This is a genomic window from Flavobacterium erciyesense (genome assembly GCF_018069925.1).
Taxonomy (GTDB): Bacteria; Bacteroidota; Bacteroidia; order Flavobacteriales; family Flavobacteriaceae; genus Flavobacterium; species Flavobacterium erciyesense.
Genome location: NZ_JAGPXB010000009.1, coordinates 59,144 through 77,760, shown reverse-complemented (window position 1 = coordinate 77,760; position 18,617 = coordinate 59,144). Strand labels below are relative to the sequence as shown.

The 18,617-nt window shown below is 36.8% G+C and carries 18 protein-coding genes; 1 reads left to right on the top strand and 17 read right to left on the bottom strand.

The genetic code is table 11. The features are described from left to right. Positions 1 to 3: 3 nt before the first annotated feature. The 11 genes from KBJ98_RS10490 to KBJ98_RS10440 all read right to left on the bottom strand — a co-directional run bounded on the left by KBJ98_RS10490 (position 4) and on the right by KBJ98_RS10440 (position 8,778). Positions 4 to 186: a hypothetical protein gene (locus tag KBJ98_RS10490; RefSeq protein ID WP_210790467.1), complete on the bottom strand. Its 183-nt coding sequence runs from the start codon at positions 184 to 186 to the stop codon at positions 4 to 6. 3 nt (positions 187 to 189) lie between these two features. Next, positions 190 to 1,404 (bottom strand): DUF4178 domain-containing protein, encoded by a 1,215-nt coding sequence (locus KBJ98_RS10485; protein WP_210790464.1) that lies wholly within the window; start codon positions 1,402 to 1,404, stop codon positions 190 to 192. A gap of 4 nt (positions 1,405 to 1,408) precedes the next feature. Beyond that, positions 1,409 to 1,771, bottom strand: coding sequence for an S-adenosylmethionine decarboxylase family protein (locus tag KBJ98_RS10480; protein ID WP_210790462.1), 363 nt, complete (start codon positions 1,769 to 1,771; stop codon positions 1,409 to 1,411). A 122-nt stretch (positions 1,772 to 1,893) separates the two neighbouring features. Then, positions 1,894 to 2,211: a 2Fe-2S iron-sulfur cluster-binding protein gene (locus KBJ98_RS10475; RefSeq protein WP_166135684.1), complete on the bottom strand. Its 318-nt coding sequence runs from the start codon at positions 2,209 to 2,211 to the stop codon at positions 1,894 to 1,896. A 191-nt stretch (positions 2,212 to 2,402) separates the two neighbouring features. Continuing rightward, on the bottom strand, positions 2,403 to 2,642 hold the full coding sequence (locus tag KBJ98_RS10470; RefSeq protein ID WP_166135681.1) for a NifU family protein: 240 nt from the start codon (positions 2,640 to 2,642) through the stop codon (positions 2,403 to 2,405). A 69-nt stretch (positions 2,643 to 2,711) separates the two neighbouring features. Then, positions 2,712 to 3,839 (bottom strand): Mrp/NBP35 family ATP-binding protein, encoded by a 1,128-nt coding sequence (locus tag KBJ98_RS10465; protein WP_210790460.1) that lies wholly within the window; start codon positions 3,837 to 3,839, stop codon positions 2,712 to 2,714. Between the two features lie 165 nt (positions 3,840 to 4,004). After that, positions 4,005 to 4,337: an MGMT family protein gene (locus KBJ98_RS10460; RefSeq protein WP_210790458.1), complete on the bottom strand. Its 333-nt coding sequence runs from the start codon at positions 4,335 to 4,337 to the stop codon at positions 4,005 to 4,007. Between the two features lie 24 nt (positions 4,338 to 4,361). Continuing rightward, a complete protein-coding gene (locus KBJ98_RS10455; RefSeq protein WP_166135672.1) occupies positions 4,362 to 4,997 on the bottom strand; it encodes a LysE family transporter in 636 nt (211 codons plus the stop codon). A gap of 40 nt (positions 4,998 to 5,037) precedes the next feature. Beyond that, entirely contained in the window at positions 5,038 to 5,715 is a 678-nt protein-coding gene (gene trmB / locus KBJ98_RS10450) for a tRNA (guanosine(46)-N7)-methyltransferase TrmB (protein WP_210790457.1), read from the bottom strand. 76 nt (positions 5,716 to 5,791) lie between these two features. Continuing rightward, positions 5,792 to 6,310, bottom strand: a complete 519-nt coding sequence (locus KBJ98_RS10445; RefSeq protein ID WP_210790456.1) for a nuclear transport factor 2 family protein — start codon at positions 6,308 to 6,310, stop codon at positions 5,792 to 5,794. A gap of 11 nt (positions 6,311 to 6,321) precedes the next feature. Further along, the gene (locus tag KBJ98_RS10440) at positions 6,322 to 8,778 is read right to left on the bottom strand and encodes an AsmA family protein (protein ID WP_210790454.1); all 2,457 of its coding nucleotides are present in this window, start codon (positions 8,776 to 8,778) and stop codon (positions 6,322 to 6,324) included. 434 nt (positions 8,779 to 9,212) lie between these two features. On the opposite strand from KBJ98_RS10440, the gene KBJ98_RS10435 reads away from it, so the two are divergent. Beyond that, the gene (locus tag KBJ98_RS10435; RefSeq protein WP_210790452.1) at positions 9,213 to 10,784 is read left to right on the top strand and encodes a L,D-transpeptidase family protein; all 1,572 of its coding nucleotides are present in this window, start codon (positions 9,213 to 9,215) and stop codon (positions 10,782 to 10,784) included. Between the two features lie 103 nt (positions 10,785 to 10,887). Here KBJ98_RS10435 and KBJ98_RS10430 read toward each other — a convergent pair whose 3' ends face one another. From KBJ98_RS10430 to KBJ98_RS10405, 6 genes are all read right to left on the bottom strand, one after another. Then, on the bottom strand, positions 10,888 to 11,202 hold the full coding sequence (locus tag KBJ98_RS10430) for an HPF/RaiA family ribosome-associated protein (protein ID WP_210790450.1): 315 nt from the start codon (positions 11,200 to 11,202) through the stop codon (positions 10,888 to 10,890). A gap of 206 nt (positions 11,203 to 11,408) precedes the next feature. Next, complete coding sequence (locus KBJ98_RS10425; protein ID WP_225899113.1) at positions 11,409 to 13,511, bottom strand: prolyl oligopeptidase family serine peptidase; 2,103 nt, start codon at positions 13,509 to 13,511, stop codon at positions 11,409 to 11,411. Positions 13,512 to 13,663: 152 nt separating this feature from the next. Further along, positions 13,664 to 14,221: a type 1 periplasmic binding fold superfamily protein gene (locus tag KBJ98_RS10420; protein ID WP_210790448.1), complete on the bottom strand. Its 558-nt coding sequence runs from the start codon at positions 14,219 to 14,221 to the stop codon at positions 13,664 to 13,666. A gap of 17 nt (positions 14,222 to 14,238) precedes the next feature. Further along, positions 14,239 to 16,623 carry a TonB-dependent receptor gene (locus tag KBJ98_RS10415; protein WP_210790447.1) on the bottom strand — a complete coding sequence of 795 codons (2,385 nt, stop codon included), beginning with the start codon at positions 16,621 to 16,623 and terminating at the stop codon, positions 14,239 to 14,241. 73 nt (positions 16,624 to 16,696) lie between these two features. Continuing rightward, positions 16,697 to 17,041 carry a hypothetical protein gene (locus KBJ98_RS10410; protein WP_210790446.1) on the bottom strand — a complete coding sequence of 115 codons (345 nt, stop codon included), beginning with the start codon at positions 17,039 to 17,041 and terminating at the stop codon, positions 16,697 to 16,699. A gap of 143 nt (positions 17,042 to 17,184) precedes the next feature. After that, positions 17,185 to 18,180 carry an aspartate-semialdehyde dehydrogenase gene (locus KBJ98_RS10405; protein WP_210790445.1) on the bottom strand — a complete coding sequence of 332 codons (996 nt, stop codon included), beginning with the start codon at positions 18,178 to 18,180 and terminating at the stop codon, positions 17,185 to 17,187. Between the last annotated feature and the right edge of the window lie 437 nt (positions 18,181 to 18,617).

The following is an 18,617-nucleotide window of genomic DNA, read 5'->3' as shown; positions in this document are numbered from 1 at the left end:
AAGTTATTTATGATAAAAACGGTTAATGCTACCGCGTGCATTTGACTCGGGTTTGTATTTTTCGGTTGATTCGCAATCGCACAACTGATTTCCTGAGGTATTATAGTACACAAACAAGAGGTAAAAAAACAAACCAATACCCAATGACAAGTAGTTATTTTTAATGTAGTTTAGTATATTTTCCATGCTTTATGAGTTGTATTCAGAGTAACTACTATCTGCCCAGCGGCGTTCTTCGAAATTGCGTTCTAAGTAAAATAAGCCAACCAAAACCACAATCATGCAAATTAACACAATCCAGATGTTGCGTGATGAAGGTTCGCTCCAAACTGCTTTCACTTTGATAAAATCGCTGGTTACATCTTCAGGAGCTTTCATCGAGCTGATTGTTAAATGGTATTGACCTGCTGGCACACCACACAAATTAAAACTCTCGCTATTTGAACCTTCGGACCAGGACTCGCCTTCGGTATAGCCAGAATAGTATTCAATGTCTTTGCTGGCATAAACCTCATCGCCTGTTTTTTCGTTGACCAAAGCTACTTGTACATTCACCCACGAATTACTAACGGGTGCATACAATTCAACCGAAAGCGGAGCCGCACTACCTTGAAGGGTAAAACTTGGACTTACAAAATCTTTAGTTGTAGCGCTAGCCAAGGGTAACTGCGTATCGAGGACATTGGCTGCCACTCGATCCTTATTGAAGTACCAATTGGAGATGATAATTAAAAGCGCCACGACACAAAAAGTGATCGCCAATTGACGCAAATCAATTAGGAATGGTTGCACCAAACCTACACCTACTTTATTAGGCAATGTCGGGTTATCAAAAGCTTTTTTGACTACTGATTTTTTGATGTGCTCGCCTTTGTAGGCAGTTTGTACATTTGATTTTCGTTCAAAGGACAAAAGAAAGGGAGGATTAATATACTCCATCAACTCGGCCTTTTCGAAGATATCAAAATCAAAAAAACCACGAGCGGCTCTCAGTTTTGGATACGAATACGAATAACAGCTATAGCTTAAATCGTCGTGGTCAACTGATCTTGGATGGTTACCAACCTTTTTATCAAACTGAATTTCTTCAAGCCAAATCCAATGACCTGCAGCTTCAGATAAATATGCAAAATCATCTTTGCTTTGCAACTGGTACTCTGCCCATTCAAAACCGTCGTATTCTTTAATGAGTAAACCCGTAACGGTGTACTCTTTATCATTAAAAACACCTATTTGACCTACCTCCAAATGTTCATCAAAAACAAAAGGCCTAAGTTGGTCCTTAAATCGCAAACCATCTCGATCCTGATACACGTATACGCAATTGGTACATGCGTATATGTTGACATCAAAATTCAAATCCAACTTAGTGGTATGGTTGCAATTGCTACAAGTAACCTCCATACTATTATCTATTAATTTCGAAGTCTTTTAAAACAATTCCTTGAAAATATTCCACATACTGCGCCATTACTGCTTTAACTTTTTGAGTATTATCCTGTAAATAATTACACAAATACACATCAAGAGTAAGTTGATTGAATTCGGGCCAAGTATGAATGCAAATGTGAGATTCTTTGAGGCAAACGGCTATGGTGAAACTATCGTTCTCGAAATCATGCACCACAGCACCTACTTTTTCGAGGGCGTGTTGTTGCAAAACAGCATCAGTAAAAGCCATGAAACCGGCGCTATTAGTGAGCTTGGATGAGTCAGGAACGCTTAAGGTGACTAGTTTATGCAATCCTGGCGAATAAGAAGTAAGCTCCATAGCACTTATTAGTAATTGAAAATCAAAAAAATATTGTACGAATATATCTCTTTCAATTGAATAAAAAAAGCCTCAAAATATTTTTACATATTTTGAGGCTCTACCTTTAATTTTGATTGCTTTTAATATTCTGGTGCCAATTCGAGTTCTAATCCTTCTAAGTCCTCCGTGATTGGAATTTGACAACCCAAACGGCTGTTTGACTTTACATAAAACGCTTCGGATAACATGGCCTCTTCATCATCGCCCATTTCTGGCAGAGGCACTTCGTTCAAAACGTAGCACTGACAAGAGGCACACATGGCCATACCACCGCAAGTTCCTTCAACTGGCAATTCGTAGGCTTTACAAAGCTCCATGATATTCATTGCCATATCCGTTGGTGCTTGTAGTTCGTGAACAACTCCTTCTCTGTCTTTGATTTTGATTAATACGTCCATGTTATTGGTTTTGTGTGTGTTTTACAAATTCTGATTGGTATTGGGGTTCGCGTAAAGGATGGCAGCGACATCCTTTTATGGAGCCTGCGGAATAAAAGATACAGCGAACAGCCTGACCATTTTATAAAAATAGACCCTTCAGTACAATTACCGTTGGCCTATTTTTATAAAAGGGTTACGCCCAAATGCCTCTATAAAATATTGACAACTGTTTCTATTTGCGGTGCAAATTTTTTGATTGTAGTTTCAACGCCGGCGCGCAAAGTCATTTGATTGACGCTACATGCGGTACAAGCACCTTCAAGACGGACTTTTACGTGCTTGTCATCTTCGATAGAAATAAGTGTAATATCGCCACCATCGGAATTTAAAAAAGGTCTAATTTCCTCGAGCGCTTTTTGAACTTCAATTGTTAATTCTTCTGTTGTCATTTTCTTTATTTAAAGATTGTAAGATTAGAAAATTGAAAGATTTTAAATCATTTTCAAAAGTTTCTAATTTTATTTTTTTACAGCAGAACAACCTGCCATTGTTGTAATTTTTACTGCCTCAGTTGGTGGTAAACTTTCGTTTCTTGCCACAACTTCGCGCACTACATTACGAGTCACTTCGTCAAAAATGTTTTCAACCGGTGAAGCGATTTGCATGGCCGCTGGACGTCCGTAATCACCTGCTTCACGAATGGATTGCACGATTGGGATTTCACCTAAAAATGGTACTCCTAAATCGTCAGCTAGGTTTTTAGCACCTTCTTGACCAAAAATATAATATTTGTTATCTGGTAATTCAGCTGGTGTGAAATACGCCATGTTTTCAATAATTCCTAAAACCGGTACATTGATCGCTTCTGACAAGAACATCGAAACTCCTTTTTTAGCATCGGCTAAAGCTACTGCTTGCGGAGTACTCACGACTACTGCTCCTGTAATCGGCAACGATTGTACGATAGAAAGGTGGATATCACCCGTTCCTGGAGGTAAATCAAGTAACATAAAGTCTAATTCGCCCCAATCAGCATCAAAAATCATTTGGTTTAATGCTTTTGAAGCCATTGGACCTCTCCAGATTACGGCTTGACTTGGTGATGTGAAAAATCCGATTGAAAGTATTTTTACTTCATAACTTTCAATTGGTTTCATTTTTGATTTTCCATCAACCGTTACTGAAATTGGTTTTTCACTCTCGACATCAAACATAATTGGCATCGATGGTCCGTAGATATCAGCATCAAGAACACCTACTGAAAAGCCCATTTTTGCAAGCGTTACAGCCAAGTTTGCAGTTACAGTAGATTTTCCTACTCCACCTTTTCCTGAAGCTACTGCAATAATATTTTTGATTCCAGGAATTGATTTTCCCTTAATTTCAGGCTTGTCAGCTACCTCAACTTTGGTGTTGATTTTAACTTTGGCTTCGGCCGAAACTTTTTCTAGGATGGTTTTTTTAATATCGTCTTCGGCTCTTTTTTTGATGTGCATTGCAGGCGTGTGCAATACTAAATCAACAACAACCTCATCTCCAAAAGTGATAACATTGGTAATAGCACCACTTTCAACCATATTTTTACCTTCGCCGGCAATGGTAATGGTCTCTAACGCTTTAAGAATTTCTTTTCTATCTAATTTCATTTCTAATTCGCTGTTTTCTATTGGCATTTGCATACCAGAACATTATCTTTATTTAAACTGATTTCAGATTGCAAATATAGCATGAAAAGTTCTTATTTTAAAGGATTTGTATCGCATTTATTGATGCGTACATTAGTGCGTGCTATGAGGGAGTTATGCCAGAAATTATTCTTCTGTGGGTATTGTTGGCGTCCAGAAATGAGCTTCAAAATCAACGATTTGGTTGTCGCGTACTTCAATACCTTCGTTTTCTAACAATTGTTGCATTAAGTTGGAACCATCAAAATGCATTTTGCCTGTAAGCAAACCGTTTCTATTCACGACGCGATGCGCAGGCACATCTTCCAAAGTATGCGAAGCATTCATGGCCCAACCTACCATTCGGGATGATTGTGCTGAACCCAAGGCTCTAGCAATGGCGCCGTAGGAAGTCACTTTTCCGTATGGAATTTGTCGAACTACGTCGTAAACTCTTTCAAAAAAATTTTCGTTTGCCATGCTTTTGATTGCTAAAAAAACAGTTTACCCAAAGTAATAACGAACTATATTAACGAGTGTAAAAAGCGCTATTAAACCAGTGATTGTACCGATGATTCCGTTCATGTTGCGCATCAAGAAATCGGTCTTGTTTTGGATTTTTTGAAAAAAAGTAATATAAAAATAAAACACCAAAAAAGAACCCGAAACTACACCTGCTACAAAAGTAAAAACATGAGTCGCCTCAAAGTAAAAAAGATTGTAAGACGCCAGCGTAATGCTAACAAAAACGTAATACGGAATAGGAAAAAAATTGAGCGCTGAAAGTAGCATGCCGAGAAAAAAGCGAGTGGAAGTACTTCGTTTTTTGATGCTTCCCATTTTTTTGACTGGCTTTTTGGCAATGAACAAAAAATAAACAGTAAGCACAGCAAAAATCCCGAAACCTACTTCGCGCAATAGCACGACCACATCAGGGCGTTCTTTGATAAATCGTGCAAAGAAAATAGCTAAAGATGCCTGAAAAAAAATGATGATCACCGCGCCAAGAACAAACCAGTAAGCGCTACTTTTTCCTTCTTTCAGGTTCACTTTTGCCGCCGTCATGTTGATTAAACCGGGAGGAGTAATACCTACGAAAGCGGTTATAAAACCCAAAAATAAGGATGTGATTAAATTCATAGGCACAAAAAGATATTCAAAATCGAAGTCAAATATAAGACTATTCTTTGATTCTGAATCGAATATAGGTAATTGCTTTATTAATTTCTAGGTATTGTTTCTCGTAGAAGGTCTGAAAAGCAGTAACTTCCTCTGGACTACCTTCATTTCTGTACACATTGTGATTTGCATATAAAACCTCGTGACCTTCGCCGTGCAGTAATCCTAAGGTGTATCCGTGCATGAATTCACTATCGGTTTTTAAGTTAACCACTCCGTCCTTTTTGAGGATTTTTTTATACAATTGTAAGAACTGTGAATTTGTCATTCTGTGTTTCGTACGCTTGTATTTGATTTGTGGGTCTGGAAAAGTAATCCAAATTTCATCGACTTCGTTTTCGGCAAAAATATGATTGATCAACTCAATTTGAGTTCGGATGAAGGCTACATTATACAAACCTGTTTCAACAGCTGTTTTCGCACCACGCCAAAAACGCGCGCCTTTGATATCAATTCCGATGAAATTTTTGTTTGGGTAACGTTCAGCCAATCCAACAGAGTACTCCCCTTTTCCGCACCCTAACTCGAGTATCAAAGGATTATCGTTTTTGAAAAAGTCGGTATTCCATTTTCCTTTCAACGGAAATAAATCGCCTACTACCTCTTCTCTAGTTGGTTGAAAAACATTGTTGAATGTCTCGTTTTCCTTAAATCTCTTTAATTTATTTTTGCTTCCCACTTTTTTTAAAATATTTATGCTTCGTACCGTTCGACTTGACGGTCTCAGCTGGCAAAATTAAGGAAATATATATGAACTATTTGCCTTTTTTGGATTGAAGTGTTTTCAAAAGAGCATCTTCGGTAGCTGATTTGGCTTGAATTACCACGTTCGAATGTTCATTTGGCACCGTCATTGACAAAACATATTGTTTGATTTTCCATTGTCCATCCACTTTGACCAAAACTCCTGAACCTCTGCAAATTTTCATTTGGGTGTTTAATAATTCGTCAAACCAAGCTAGATTTCCGCTGGCATCAAAAAAAACATGACGCTCCACTGCGGTAAAACTCCACGCCTTTCCTTTGTCAAAATGTGGTTTTGCATAGGCTTGAAAATCCTTTTTGTTCCAATTTTCAGTAGCATCGGTACCAATAAAAACCGCATCTTCAGCTAGAGCATCAAAATATTCCGTAAAGTTGGCCTTAGCGGCTGCTTGATGCCAATTGTCTAAAACTTGGTTGACCTCGGTCGTTGCATTTTTTGTTGTTGAAATATTGGTTTTACACCCCAAAACCATCAAGAACAGTACAGGTAAAATTAATTTAAAGCGCATCTGATTGTTGTTTAATCGTGATTTTTATTCCATTTGATTTTAATTTTCCCATCCACATCTTGTGCTAAAAGATGCAACACCAAACCTTTGTATCGTTTAGCCAAGCGTTTTTCCTCATCGGAAATTAGGGTATCTTTTCTAGGATTTCGAAGCGGAATAGTCATGGCCAAATTAGTGCCGCGTTGAAACGAATATACGCCATTTACATCAAAATTTAAAACGTTTGAACTTACTTTTAATTTTTTGATTCCCACCCTACCTTCATTAATTTTAAAATCGCCAACCAAATCACTCAAAACAATATTGTTGACATTTCGAAAAGGAAAAGCAAATTTTGCTACCGCGGTTATGGGTTTAAAATTGATCAAAGCCCCATCAGACAATTTGAAATTAACATTACCAGCGAGCGTTTCCGTTTTTAATGCGCCTCCAGCAATCATCAATCCTTTGACGTCAGCAGTGGCATTTAGTGTTCCCTCGATATTAGCAGGTTGAAAAGATTTTATTCCGAAATTATCCATAGCTGTTAAAAACTGAGTTACGTTGATGCTACTTAATTTTACATTAGAAGCTACTTTAAAATTCTTGTTTTCGCGACTCAACTTTCCGGCTACCTGAATACGACCACCGCAAGTTTCGAGCTTGGCTTTTTGCACAATAAACGAATCATTAATCAATGCTACTGAAGCCAATACTCGCGATGCGTTCCATTTGCCGTAGTTAATTTTATCGGCCTTAACATCCATTATTACTTGCGATTTATGGATGGCATCGTATAATTTTGCCGAAAAAGGATCTGCTACAGCAACCGCCTTTGCTTGCTTTGGATTGTCAGTTGTTATGGCGCCTACAAATTGTTTCACATCCAAATACGGAGCGTATACTTGCCAATTGACAATCATTTTTTGGGGACTGTCGTAATACAAAGTCATGAAATTGTCTATTTTACCTTCCATAAAAACAGCACTTTTTGCATTTCTAAAACTAATATTTTTAAGTAAAAGTGCTTTGTCTGTAAAATCGAGTTCTATATTGGTTTTTAGGAAAGCAAAATTCTTTGGTCCGTAATTCAACAGCGCCTCTTTTACAAAAACGCGACCTTTAAACTGGGGTTTCTTAATTTTTAGACTCGCCACATCAAACTTAAAATCTAATTTGACGGTCGCATCTCCACCCGTAAAATACAATATTTCTTTGTCGATTAATTTATTGAGGTGCTGCATTTTAAAATTGGCACTAAAATTTCCGGTAGCGATAGTTTTTTCAAAATTAGCAATTACACCTTGAGGAATTCGGAAAGGAATGGTTTTGTATTGGCCTGCAAAATTGGTGAGGCGTATTGCCGAATTAATATCATTACATCCCAATCCCTTTTTGAAGTTATTGGTAAATTGACCCGTAAACGAACAATTTGTGATAATTCCATCAGGAATAGTTAGCCTATCATTTTTCACGCGCGCAAGCACTACGATTTCAGGATCACCCATTGTATTCAAGTCGCCAATAATAGAACAACGCACTTGCAATGGTTTTTGGAGATCGAACTGATCCAAACGTTTTTTGATATTTCCGCTCAAAATAGCAGCTGCATTGCGCCATAAGATATTGGTTTGAATGCTAATATCAAACGGAGCTTCCTCTTCTTGAATTCCGAAATGCGCTTGAACGGCAAACACATCGGCACCGATGAAAAGTTCATCAGCCTTCACAGAAATCTTTTTACTTAGTGCGTGATAATTCGCTTTCAGTACTGCCTGAATTACTTTGTTCTGAACAAAACTTCCTCTTTGTGTATTGAAAGCCATACTATTGGCCATTGTTTTTATGGTAACCTTCGACTGCCAATTGTAACCATCAAAAGTAAAATTGCCTTTGAGGTATTCTACATCAAAATCGAATAATTTCTTCCCTTTTTGGTTTTCAGAAATCAAGCGGACATTTTTAAAAATAATTTCTTTAACCGCGGTATCAGTCGTACTTTTAGATTGGCTTTTGTCTTTCTTATTTTTAAAAATAGAAGTATTTACTACACCATTTTTTGATTTAAAAACATGCAAATTCGCATTTTGAACCTCTATTTTATCAATAAACAACTCGTTACCCAACAACTTTAAAACATTTACGCGCAACTTAATACGTTCCGCTTGCAGCAAGGTACGCTTGTGTAATGGCCATAAACTGTCTTTGACTAGTACTTGGCTTAAAGCCAAAGTCATGTTGGGAAATCCTTGAAAAAAAGCATAATTAACATCCTTTATCACGACGGAACCAGAACAATCTTCGTTGATTTGTTCATTAATTTGCTTTACTATTTGTGCTTTATTACTGTCAAAATAAACAGAAAAACCAACACAAATTAGCAACGAGATAGTCACAAAAGCCAATGCTAAAATACCCAAATATTTGAGGATTTTTTTTGGAGTCAAACGGTTCAAAAAATTTCGAATTGGTGACCAAATAGTAGACATAGGCATTTTATTCTGATTTAAAAAAAGGCAAAAAAGCGACTTTAAAGCGGATTAATTTCTGAAGCTACTATCAATAGATGTTGAACAATTGCCAAATTTTAAACCGGATTTTTAATAAAAAACTCCTTTTTATTTTTGGTAAAATTACGCCTACTGAACCCGATACGGTTTACATGTGAATACTATAATTATTGTATAATTTACAGATATTAGATTGTTAAATATACTCTTATTATTTGTTTTTAAAAAATAAAAGAAATACAAAACTCTAAATATCAATAATTTATTATTTTTATTACGCCATTGCGAAACAATGATTTTTTAACACTTGAGCGCTCGACAAATACCGAACGCTTAAAGTGGAAGATTTGAAAGCATCTTTTTGATGTATTTTTGTATTGGCACAAACCACTAGAATTTCAAAACCAAATACAATGAGAAAATTATACGCTGCTTTTTTGATTCTCATCTCTTTAACAATTGTTTCTTGTAAAAAAGATAAAAGTCCTGCCATCTCCCAAGTTAAAAATACTCCGACTAACTATTTAGAAGTGTCCTTTGATAGCACACAGATTGCTCCATTTTTTGAATCGTATCCCGACCTGAAAACCTATCAAACAAAAGTGGAGGAATTGTATCGCAAGCGCCAATTCCATTATATTTGGTTTGACAAAGATGGTATAAATGAGTTTACTGGCGTTTTGTACAATAAAGTGAACACCATAAATCAAGAAGGTGTAGAAGCCAAAATACCTTATCAGGAAAAATTTGATGCTATTTTTAAAGATCCAAAAAAATATGAAAAAGCGAGTGTTGAAACTGAATTGCTCAACTCGGCATTATTTTTCTTTTATGTTGACAAAGTTTATGATGGGATAGCACCCGAAAAAACCAGAGATTTAGAATGGTTTTTGCCCCGAAAAAAACAATCGTATGACGCCTATTTGGATTCGCTTTTGATCAATCCATCCCTAATTCACAAGGAAGAAAAAGGCTTGCTCAAACAATATTTTTTACTCAAGAAAGCATTGGCCAATTATAGAGCAATCGAAACGAAAGGCGGTTGGTCAATAATCACGGTTGATTCTCTTGTAAAAAAATACCAACCGGGTGATAGCGCACAAGTGATTGCCCAAATTAGAACCCGACTTTTTACCACCAACGATTTAGAACAAGATTCTAAAAGTGCTGTTTATGATGAAGAGCTAGAAAAAGGCGTTTTACAGTACAAAAAAAGACACGGAAATGCATGGAATAAAACCATCCTGCCCGAACACATAAAAAGCATGAATGTTCCCGTGCAAGAACGCATCAAAACCATTATGCTCAACATGGAACGTTGCAGATGGGTATCAAACGACATTACCAAATCAAAAGAATTGGTGGTGGTGAATATTCCGGCCTACGAACTCACCTTTTTTAGAAACGGACAACCGGAACTAAAGTCGAAAGTTGTGGTAGGAAAAGCATTGAACAAGACAGTCATTTTTAGCGCGCCTATGCGGTATATTGTTTTTCGTCCGTATTGGAATGTCCCAACAAGTATACTTAAAAACGAAATTTTACCCGCCATAGAAAAAGACCCGAACTATCTAGCAAAACACAACATGGAATGGAGCAATGGCTCCGTTCGTCAAAAACCTGGAGCATCAAACTCTTTGGGATTGGTAAAGTTTTTATTTCCAAATTCGAATGCTATTTATTTGCATGATACGCCCTCGAAAGGATTGTTTACTCGCGAATCAAGAGCATTCAGTCATGGTTGTATTCGAGTAGCTAAACCCAAACAGCTAGCGGAAGCCTTGATGAAAAACGACCCCAAATGGAACATGGAGAAAATTGAGGAAAAAATGGCTGCTGGTGATGAATATTGGTACACTTTGCCTGAAAAAATTCCAGTTTACATTGGTTATTTCACCTCTTGGGTTGATGCTGATGGCAACTTGTCTTTTTATGAAGATGTGTACGAGAGAGATCCTGCTTTAGCGGCCTTACTTTTTAAATAAATCTTGAGAATTGAAGCTTTCTAAAAAATAATTCGCTAGCTGATAACATAAAAAAAAGACACTTTTCTCAAAGTGTCTTTTTTTTTATCCTAAGCAAATAAAATTAGTGTGTTTTCATTTTATCAAAAGTAGTTCCCAGTACTTTTTTTATTTTATCTAAAGCCCCGTGAAATGCTTTTTCAGTAGTTTCTGCATGATGTGTTACCGCTAGTGGCTGACTGTTAGTAGGTCGGGCTTCAATGAGGCATCTTTTATCGTTAACTCCTGATTTATCGCTGTTTTCGTCTCCAAGATGGACTTCTAGACGGGTTACTTTATCCTCAAAACGGGCCAAAGCTGTAGCTACCTCATCCTGAATATACAATTTTAGGCGTGCATGTCCTTCTACATTATTGTCTGTGTTGATTTGTACTGTCATGATGTTTTAAATTTTAAGGTTGTTTCTCAAATTTACGAAAGCCCTTTCATAAATACGAGTGCATTAATAAAACATTATGAAAATAAAACCACCGAAAATAAGCGCCATATTTGGTTTTATCTTAATTTTTTTGAAATAAAAAAAACGCTATTCTTTCGAATAGCGTTTTAATTATTTAACGACTAGTACACCAAATCAAAAGATTACTAATCTAACTCTGGCAATAAAACAACTCCCATATTAAACAAAGTAAACGCTTGTATGTCTACATTTTCTTGAATGGTAGCTGCCACTGATTTTCCAGCTCCATGTCCTGCATTAATGTCAATTCGGATTAAAGTTGGGTTAATACCGGTTTGTTTCTCTTGTAATTCAGCTGCAAATTTAAAACTATGAGCAGGCACTACGCGATCATCATGATCACCAGTTGTTACCATAGTTGCAGGATACTGAATACCTTTTTTTACGTTGTGAACAGGAGAATATCCTTTGATATAATTGAACATTTCTTTACTGTCTTGCGATGTACCGTAATCATACGCCCAACCTGCACCTGCTGTAAAAGTATGGTAACGTAGCATATCCATTACACCAACGGCTGGCAAAGCTACTTTCATCAACTCTGGACGCTGTGTCATGGTAGCACCTACTAATAATCCTCCGTTTGATCCTCCGCGAATAGCTAAATAATTCGGAGAAGTATACTTTTGAGCAATTAAATATTCGGCTGCTGCGATAAAATCGTCAAATACATTTTGTTTTTGCATTTTGGTTCCTGCATCGTGCCATTTTTTACCGTATTCGCCACCACCTCGTAAATTAGGTACTGCGTAAACACCGCCGTTTTCCATCCAAACTGCATTTGCAATACTAAAACTTGGCGTCAAGCTCACATTAAAACCACCATAACCGTACAACATGGTTGGATTGGTTCCGTCTAGCTTTAAACCTTTTTTATGCGTTATAATCATTGGGATTTTTGTGCCGTCTTTTGAAGTATAAAACACTTGTTTAGACTCGTACAAATCACTGTTGAAATCTACTTTTGGTTTTTCGTAAACTTGCGATACTCCTGTTGCTACATCATACGAAAAAGTTGAACCTGGTGTGATGTAATTGGTGAAAGAATAATACAGTTTTTGTTCTGATTTTTTACCTCCAAAACCACCTGCTGTTCCTACGCCTGGCAATTCTATTTGACGAACAAGCTTACCAGTATAATCGTATTGTTTTACTACAGAAACTGCGTCTTGCATATAATTAGCAAAAAAGTAACCACCGCCAGTTGACGGAGACAATACGTTTTCAGTTTCAGCAATAAAGTTTTTCCAATTTGCAGGAGTTGGATTGCTTACATCAACAGTTACGATACGCTTGTTTGGCGCATTTAAATCGGTTTCAATAAACAACTTCGAACCTTCATTCTCGATGATATTGTTATCTGTTTTAAAATTATCAACGATAGTTACAATAGCACTTTTAGGACTGCTTAAATCCTTGATATACAATTCATTTCCGTAGGTCGAATTGGCTGCAGTTATTACCAAATAACGATCGTCCTCAGTAACATACCCGCCCACATAACGGCGTTTTTTATCGGCACCAAAAATCACTTGATCGCTTTTTTGGGCAGTACCTAATTTATGGAAATACAATTTGTGTTGGTCTGTTTTGGCAGATAACTCGCTTCCAGTTGGTTTGTCATAACTAGAATAGTAAAACCCTTCGTTTCCTAACCAAGAAACACCACTAAACTTTACATCGACAATGGTATCGCCAATAATTTTTTGCGTCTCAGCGTCCATCACTACAACTTTACGCCAATCACTTCCACCTTCTGAAATGGCATAGGCTACTTTAGACCCATCTTTAGAAAAATTTAATCCTCCTAAAGAACTTGTACCATCTTTAGAAAAAGTATTTGGATCTAAAAAAACCGATTCCTTTCCTTGAGAATCTTTACGATACAAAACCGATTGATTTTGCAATCCGTTATTTTTATAGTAATAAGTATAGGCACCTTCTTTGAACGGAGCTCCTATTTTTTCATAGTTCCAAAGTTTTTCCATACGTGCTTTAATCACGTTACGAAATGGAATTTGCCCCAAATAATCATAAGTTACCTCGTTTTGGGCTTTTACCCAAGCTCCCGTTTCAGCTGATTTGTCATCCTCTAACCAACGGTACGGATCGGCCAATTTAGTATCAAAATATACATCTACTGTTTCGCCTTTGCTAGTCTTTGGATACTGCACTTTTTTAGGTGTATTATTTTGCCCAAAAGATGCTACCGCTGATGATATAGCCATTATTAAAAAAGTTTTTTTCATTAGTTAAATTTTAAGGTTGTTACAAAAATAGCAATAAGTTTGTCTAAGCCTTGCGAATAGTTCTTAAATAAAACAAAAAAACGCTACCAATAGGATAGCGTTTTGTTTTTAATAAAATAATCGTTTATGACTTATCTTAGCGTTACTGGATATGTAATCAACGCATCAGTTGCTCCACCAGCATTCGTAATTGAACCTGTAGCAACACCATCAGCTGTTTTTACTGGTTCATGTCTTAAAGTTACCGTGATTGAGCCTGTTGTAGCAGTCGCTCCTGTTTTTAAAGTAAATTTTAAACCAATTGGCTTTCCATTAGCATCTGCATCTGCATAAGTAAAAGCACCTACTGCCGCTGGTGCCTGAAAAAATAACTGGTGCTCAACTCCTTCTTCTAAAATTTCTGCTGTAATATTATCAGCAGGAGTTACTGATTCATTTAAAAAACTAACTGCTCCTGTATAAGTAGTATTTAATGCTAGTTCACCTGAAACAGTAATCACAGGCATATTAGGACCATCACCATCAAGATCTTTTGACGTTAATGTAATTGTTTGGTTTCCTGAAGTTAAAGTAGTTGTTACCGTAGTAATCAATTCTTCTTCGTTAACCGCAATTGGATCGTCGTTATTACAAGATGAAAAGCTAACTAATGTGATTAATGCAAAGGCTAAAATTTTAAAATTTTTCATTTTTTGTGTGTTTACTTTTAATAATTAAATTTGATTTGTAGTTGTATGTTTCTACCCATTTCGTCAGCAAAAAGCCGCTGCCTATTGAGGTAATCACGATACGAATTGTTTGCTATATTTTGAACAGAAAATGCTAAAGTAGTGCTCGTTTTGCCAAATGTTTTGAATGTCATTTCAGAATAAAAATGCAACAAATGGTAACCTGCAGGCGGCGTACTAATATCTACCACAACGGGAACCAACTCATTATTTTCGATGATGTTGGTGGTGAAATTATAGTTTGGAAATTGCTTTTGACGCAACATCAACTCACTTTTTAATTCGAGTTTCAAATCATGCCAAGCCGCTTTTGTGAACTGAATTTTATTGCTCAAACCCAATGGAGGCATATCAATAAGAGCCGTGCGATTGCTAACATCCCTACCGTTTACATAAGAAACCATTAGTCCGTGTTGCCATTCTTCGTTAATTTTCCATTGTGTTTGCAAGTCAACCCCAACCAATCTGGCTTGTGTTTGCTGGTAATCATACACTGGGAAAGCACCGCGAATCGTAGTTTCAAAACCTACTGGTCGTAAAAACATAAAGTTGCGAATACTGTTCAAGTACGGATTGAATTCTACCGAAAAATGACTCCATTTTTTTTGGAATGTGGTCGATAATTTAACGGCTTGCTCTTGGTCTAAAGCCAAATCTCCCAACTCAATAACTCCTGTAGAATGATGTAATCCATCACTGAAAAACTCAGACGGATTCGGATTCCTAGCTGCTAAACTGGCATTGCCATACCAGTGCAAATCGTTTTCAAACTCGCGGTGAAAGCCCAAACTTGCCGACACGTTATCAAAGTTAAACGATGGTTTTGTAAGCCACTGATTACCTTGTTCGCCTACAATAAAGTTTGAAAATTCAGGATCGTAACCACGCTCCTCCCATCTTGATTTCAAATAAAACTTGGTAGCATTAGTTTGCGAAAAATCATAACGCACTCCGGCATCTACCGAAAAATGATCTGAAAAATCATAATTAAAAATGCCGTACGTAGCCAATTCAAAACGATCGAAGGTTGGTATCAAAGGTTTTATACCCGTTGCTGGATTGGCAAAATTACTTTGAAAAGAACTACTCACACCTGATTTGAAGGTCCAATCATGAAGTGTTTTTTTATAATCAACTTGCATAGCGTGTGTGGCCAACTCCAAATCTAAAGCAGCGCGCGAATTGAAATCGCCTCTGCGAACATCAAATTCCAATCTTTTGTTGAATTGAAAAGAATATTGTGCCGCGATTGATGCCGTTTCGTCTAGAAAGTAATTAAAATTCACCTTAGCTAAATGATGTTGCACCTCTTGCTTTGGGTTTCGCATGGCATAAGTAAAATCATTAACAACTGATGGCCTTTTATTGGTTATCGAATTGTACAAATCATTAACATTACCAATATGCGACGCACTCAAAATTCCGATAGTAGTGTTGTAATAGCTGTAATACGCACCAATGTCGTATTTTTTGGCAGTGAACTTCACATCGCCTGAAAAATTGGCCTCGCGATTTCCGGTATTTGAAAGTACATAGGTTGGTGTTTCGCGATCGCCCATATACTTAAATGTACCTAACGCATTCCAACTCCATCCTTTGTCATTGCCTTTGTGCAAACTCGAACTAATCGAACCACCGCGACCGTTGGAAACCATATTTAAAATAGTTTTTCCAAATAGTGTGTCTTTTTTTACGGTTAGCGGCTCGATGACAACCAAACCACCAACGGCATCTCCGCCGTATTGCAATCCGGATGCACCTTTGATTACCGTTATTTTTCCTGCGGCATTCAAATCAAAATTAGGAGCGTGTTCCGTTCCCCATTGCTGGTCTTCGAGTCGCACATTGTTGTTGATTATCGGCACTCTGCTCCCAAACAATCCGTTGATAATTGGTTTTACCACGGTGCTACCTGTTTTTAAACTAGAAACACCATTCACCTCCCTAAGCACTTCGCCCAAGGTTTGATTACTGAATCTTTCAATAGTTTCTGTTTTGATTTTTTGTTCCAGCAAAGATTTGTTGAGCGTATTGTTTTTTTGACGCACGACCACTTCTTGAAGCTTATCTGCTTTTTCTTTTAAAACAAAATCAAAAACAATATCGCCTGATAGGTTTACCAAAGTATCTACCGACTGAAAACCAATGTACGAAACGTGTATTTTTTGGTTTCCTGAAGGGAGTTTTTTAAGCAAATAATTCCCCTCAGCATCAGCTGAAACTGTTTTTTTACCAATATGAATGTGACTTCCCACAAGCGGAGTTCCGGCCTGAGAGGTTATTTTTCCGCGTACAGTGCTTTGTGCAAATGAGATAGTGCAAAAAAGACTGATACAGAAAAAAAGATAGCTTTTTTTGTGCATGTTCTTTGTTCAAGATATAGAAACGATTGATACATTTTCTAAATTCGAAAATGTATGATAATAAATATTCGTTCTAAGACAAAGGTGGTGCTCGAAGCGCAAAAAGGCTTCCTTTATAGAAACTGTTTATGTTAGAAGAAGTAACCGCAGTTTTTTGTGTTACTAAATCAAAGTTTTCAATTGAAATTTTAGATGGAAATAAAAAAGTAAAACAACTTACTTTAAAATCGCAAATACCACAAAAATCATAACCATTATGTTGGTGTGTGATTTCAGTAGCTGATTTTTTTTCATGTGTACAATGAATCTCCGCAAGTTGTGTAGCTATATGCTCGTATTTGTGCACAGATTGAAACAGCATTGAGCACAATACTGTCACGGTGAGCACGAGACTTACTATAGAAAACTTGTTTTTCATGGTGGGCAAATATAACAATCCTAAAACAGAAATCCATTTGTTTTCACAAAATATAAACTTTGCTTTAACAAATGGATTCTAAAATCGCAATAAAAAGAGACACATTTAACAATTTTGCTAATCAAATGTGATCAAATTGTGTTTTATACTAATTTATTGGCAACTAAATATTCAGCAATTTGAATGGTATTTGTCGCAGCACCTTTACGCAAGTTGTCCGCAACGATCCACATATTTAAAGTGTTTTCTTGGCTTTCGTCACGACGAATTCTACCCACAAAAACAGCATCTTTACCTTCAGCATACAACGGCATTGGATAAGTAAATGCATCGATATTATCTTGAAGTACTACACCATCGGTTTGGTGTAAAATAGAACGTACTTCGCTCAAATCAAAATCATTTGAAAACTCTACATTTACCGCCTCACTGTGACCGCCTACAACAGGAACACGTACTGCAGTAGCTGTTACAGCAATCGTATTATCACTTAAAATCTTTTTGGTTTCGCGCACCAATTTCATTTCTTCTTTAGTGTATCCGTTCTCTTCGAAAGAGTCGCATTGTGGGATAGCATTTCTATGAATTGGATATTTATAAGCCATATCGCCTTGCACTCCTGCGTACTCGTTCTCTAATTGTTGCACCGCTTTTACTCCTGTTCCGGTGATCGATTGGTAAGTAGAAACAATTACACGTTTGATATTGTATTTACGGTGTAATGGCGCTAACACCAACACCATTTGAATAGTAGAGCAATTTGGATTGGCGATGATTTTGTCATCAGCCGTAAGTTGGTCAGCGTTGATTTCAGGTACAATCAGTTTTTTAGTTGGATCCATTCTCCAAGCAGAAGAGTTATCAATTACGGTAGTTCCTGCTGCTGCAAATTTTGGAGCCCACTCTAAAGAAGTTTCTCCTCCAGCCGAAAACAAAGCAATATCCGCTTTTAAATCTACTGCAGTTTGCAAACCAACTACTGTATAATTTTTTCCGTTAAAAGCAATTTCTTTCCCTACAGAACGTTCAGAAGCCACAAGAATTAATTCGTCTGTTGCTCCAATAAAATTGCGCTCTGCAAGCACTTTTAACATCACTTCACCTACCATTCCGGTGGCACCAACAACTGCTATTTTCATAGTATATTTTTGATTGAGTATTACATTTAAAGGACAAAAGTAAACATTATTGACTGTACCACAATTGCATTCACAAAAAATAACAAAATGTTTGATTTATAACATTTCTGGATTAATCACTATTTGTCAATCAACAAAACTAAAGTTATTGAAAAAAAACACTCTATACCAATGAAACGGCTAATCAACAGGTCTTTTGAATTTCTTGAACCATTAAGAAAATTAAGTAAATAAAGGAATTTAAATAACGCCAAAGATATATGATCGAAATCCATCGAATTTTGCCACAGATTTCTCAAATTTCACAACGAACTATTCTGTGTTAATCCGTGAAATCTGTGGCGGAGAAAATTTGACATTAAATTTTTTGCTTTTATTTGAGCCGGTAGACATTTACCTAAATTATTAAAAAGAGTTTTGCCACAGATTAGGAGGAT

What these genes read in the sequence shown, in the direction of transcription:
- KBJ98_RS10485 (WP_210790464.1), bottom strand. Translation starts at nt 1,404, where the DNA reads ATGGAGGTTACTTGTAGCAATTGCAACCATACCACTAAGTTGGATTTG.
- KBJ98_RS10440 (WP_210790454.1), bottom strand. Translation starts at nt 8,778, where the DNA reads ATGTCTACTATTTGGTCACCAATTCGAAATTTTTTGAACCGTTTGACT.
- KBJ98_RS10490 (WP_210790467.1), bottom strand. Translation starts at nt 186, where the DNA reads ATGGAAAATATACTAAACTACATTAAAAATAACTACTTGTCATTGGGT.
- KBJ98_RS10435 (WP_210790452.1), top strand. Translation starts at nt 9,213, where the DNA reads ATGAGAAAATTATACGCTGCTTTTTTGATTCTCATCTCTTTAACAATT.
- KBJ98_RS10410 (WP_210790446.1), bottom strand. Translation starts at nt 17,041, where the DNA reads ATGAAAAACAAGTTTTCTATAGTAAGTCTCGTGCTCACCGTGACAGTA.
- KBJ98_RS10415 (WP_210790447.1), bottom strand. Translation starts at nt 16,623, where the DNA reads ATGCACAAAAAAAGCTATCTTTTTTTCTGTATCAGTCTTTTTTGCACT.
- KBJ98_RS10460 (WP_210790458.1), bottom strand. Translation starts at nt 4,337, where the DNA reads ATGGCAAACGAAAATTTTTTTGAAAGAGTTTACGACGTAGTTCGACAA.
- KBJ98_RS10420 (WP_210790448.1), bottom strand. Translation starts at nt 14,221, where the DNA reads ATGAAAAATTTTAAAATTTTAGCCTTTGCATTAATCACATTAGTTAGC.
- KBJ98_RS10465 (WP_210790460.1), bottom strand. Translation starts at nt 3,839, where the DNA reads ATGAAATTAGATAGAAAAGAAATTCTTAAAGCGTTAGAGACCATTACC.
- KBJ98_RS10480 (WP_210790462.1), bottom strand. Translation starts at nt 1,771, where the DNA reads ATGGAGCTTACTTCTTATTCGCCAGGATTGCATAAACTAGTCACCTTA.
- KBJ98_RS10430 (WP_210790450.1), bottom strand. Translation starts at nt 11,202, where the DNA reads ATGACAGTACAAATCAACACAGACAATAATGTAGAAGGACATGCACGC.
- KBJ98_RS10445 (WP_210790456.1), bottom strand. Translation starts at nt 6,310, where the DNA reads ATGCGCTTTAAATTAATTTTACCTGTACTGTTCTTGATGGTTTTGGGG.
- KBJ98_RS10405 (WP_210790445.1), bottom strand. Translation starts at nt 18,180, where the DNA reads ATGAAAATAGCAGTTGTTGGTGCCACCGGAATGGTAGGTGAAGTGATG.
- KBJ98_RS10455 (WP_166135672.1), bottom strand. Translation starts at nt 4,997, where the DNA reads ATGAATTTAATCACATCCTTATTTTTGGGTTTTATAACCGCTTTCGTA.
- KBJ98_RS10470 (WP_166135681.1), bottom strand. Translation starts at nt 2,642, where the DNA reads ATGACAACAGAAGAATTAACAATTGAAGTTCAAAAAGCGCTCGAGGAA.
- KBJ98_RS10475 (WP_166135684.1), bottom strand. Translation starts at nt 2,211, where the DNA reads ATGGACGTATTAATCAAAATCAAAGACAGAGAAGGAGTTGTTCACGAA.
- KBJ98_RS10425 (WP_225899113.1), bottom strand. Translation starts at nt 13,511, where the DNA reads ATGGCTATATCATCAGCGGTAGCATCTTTTGGGCAAAATAATACACCT.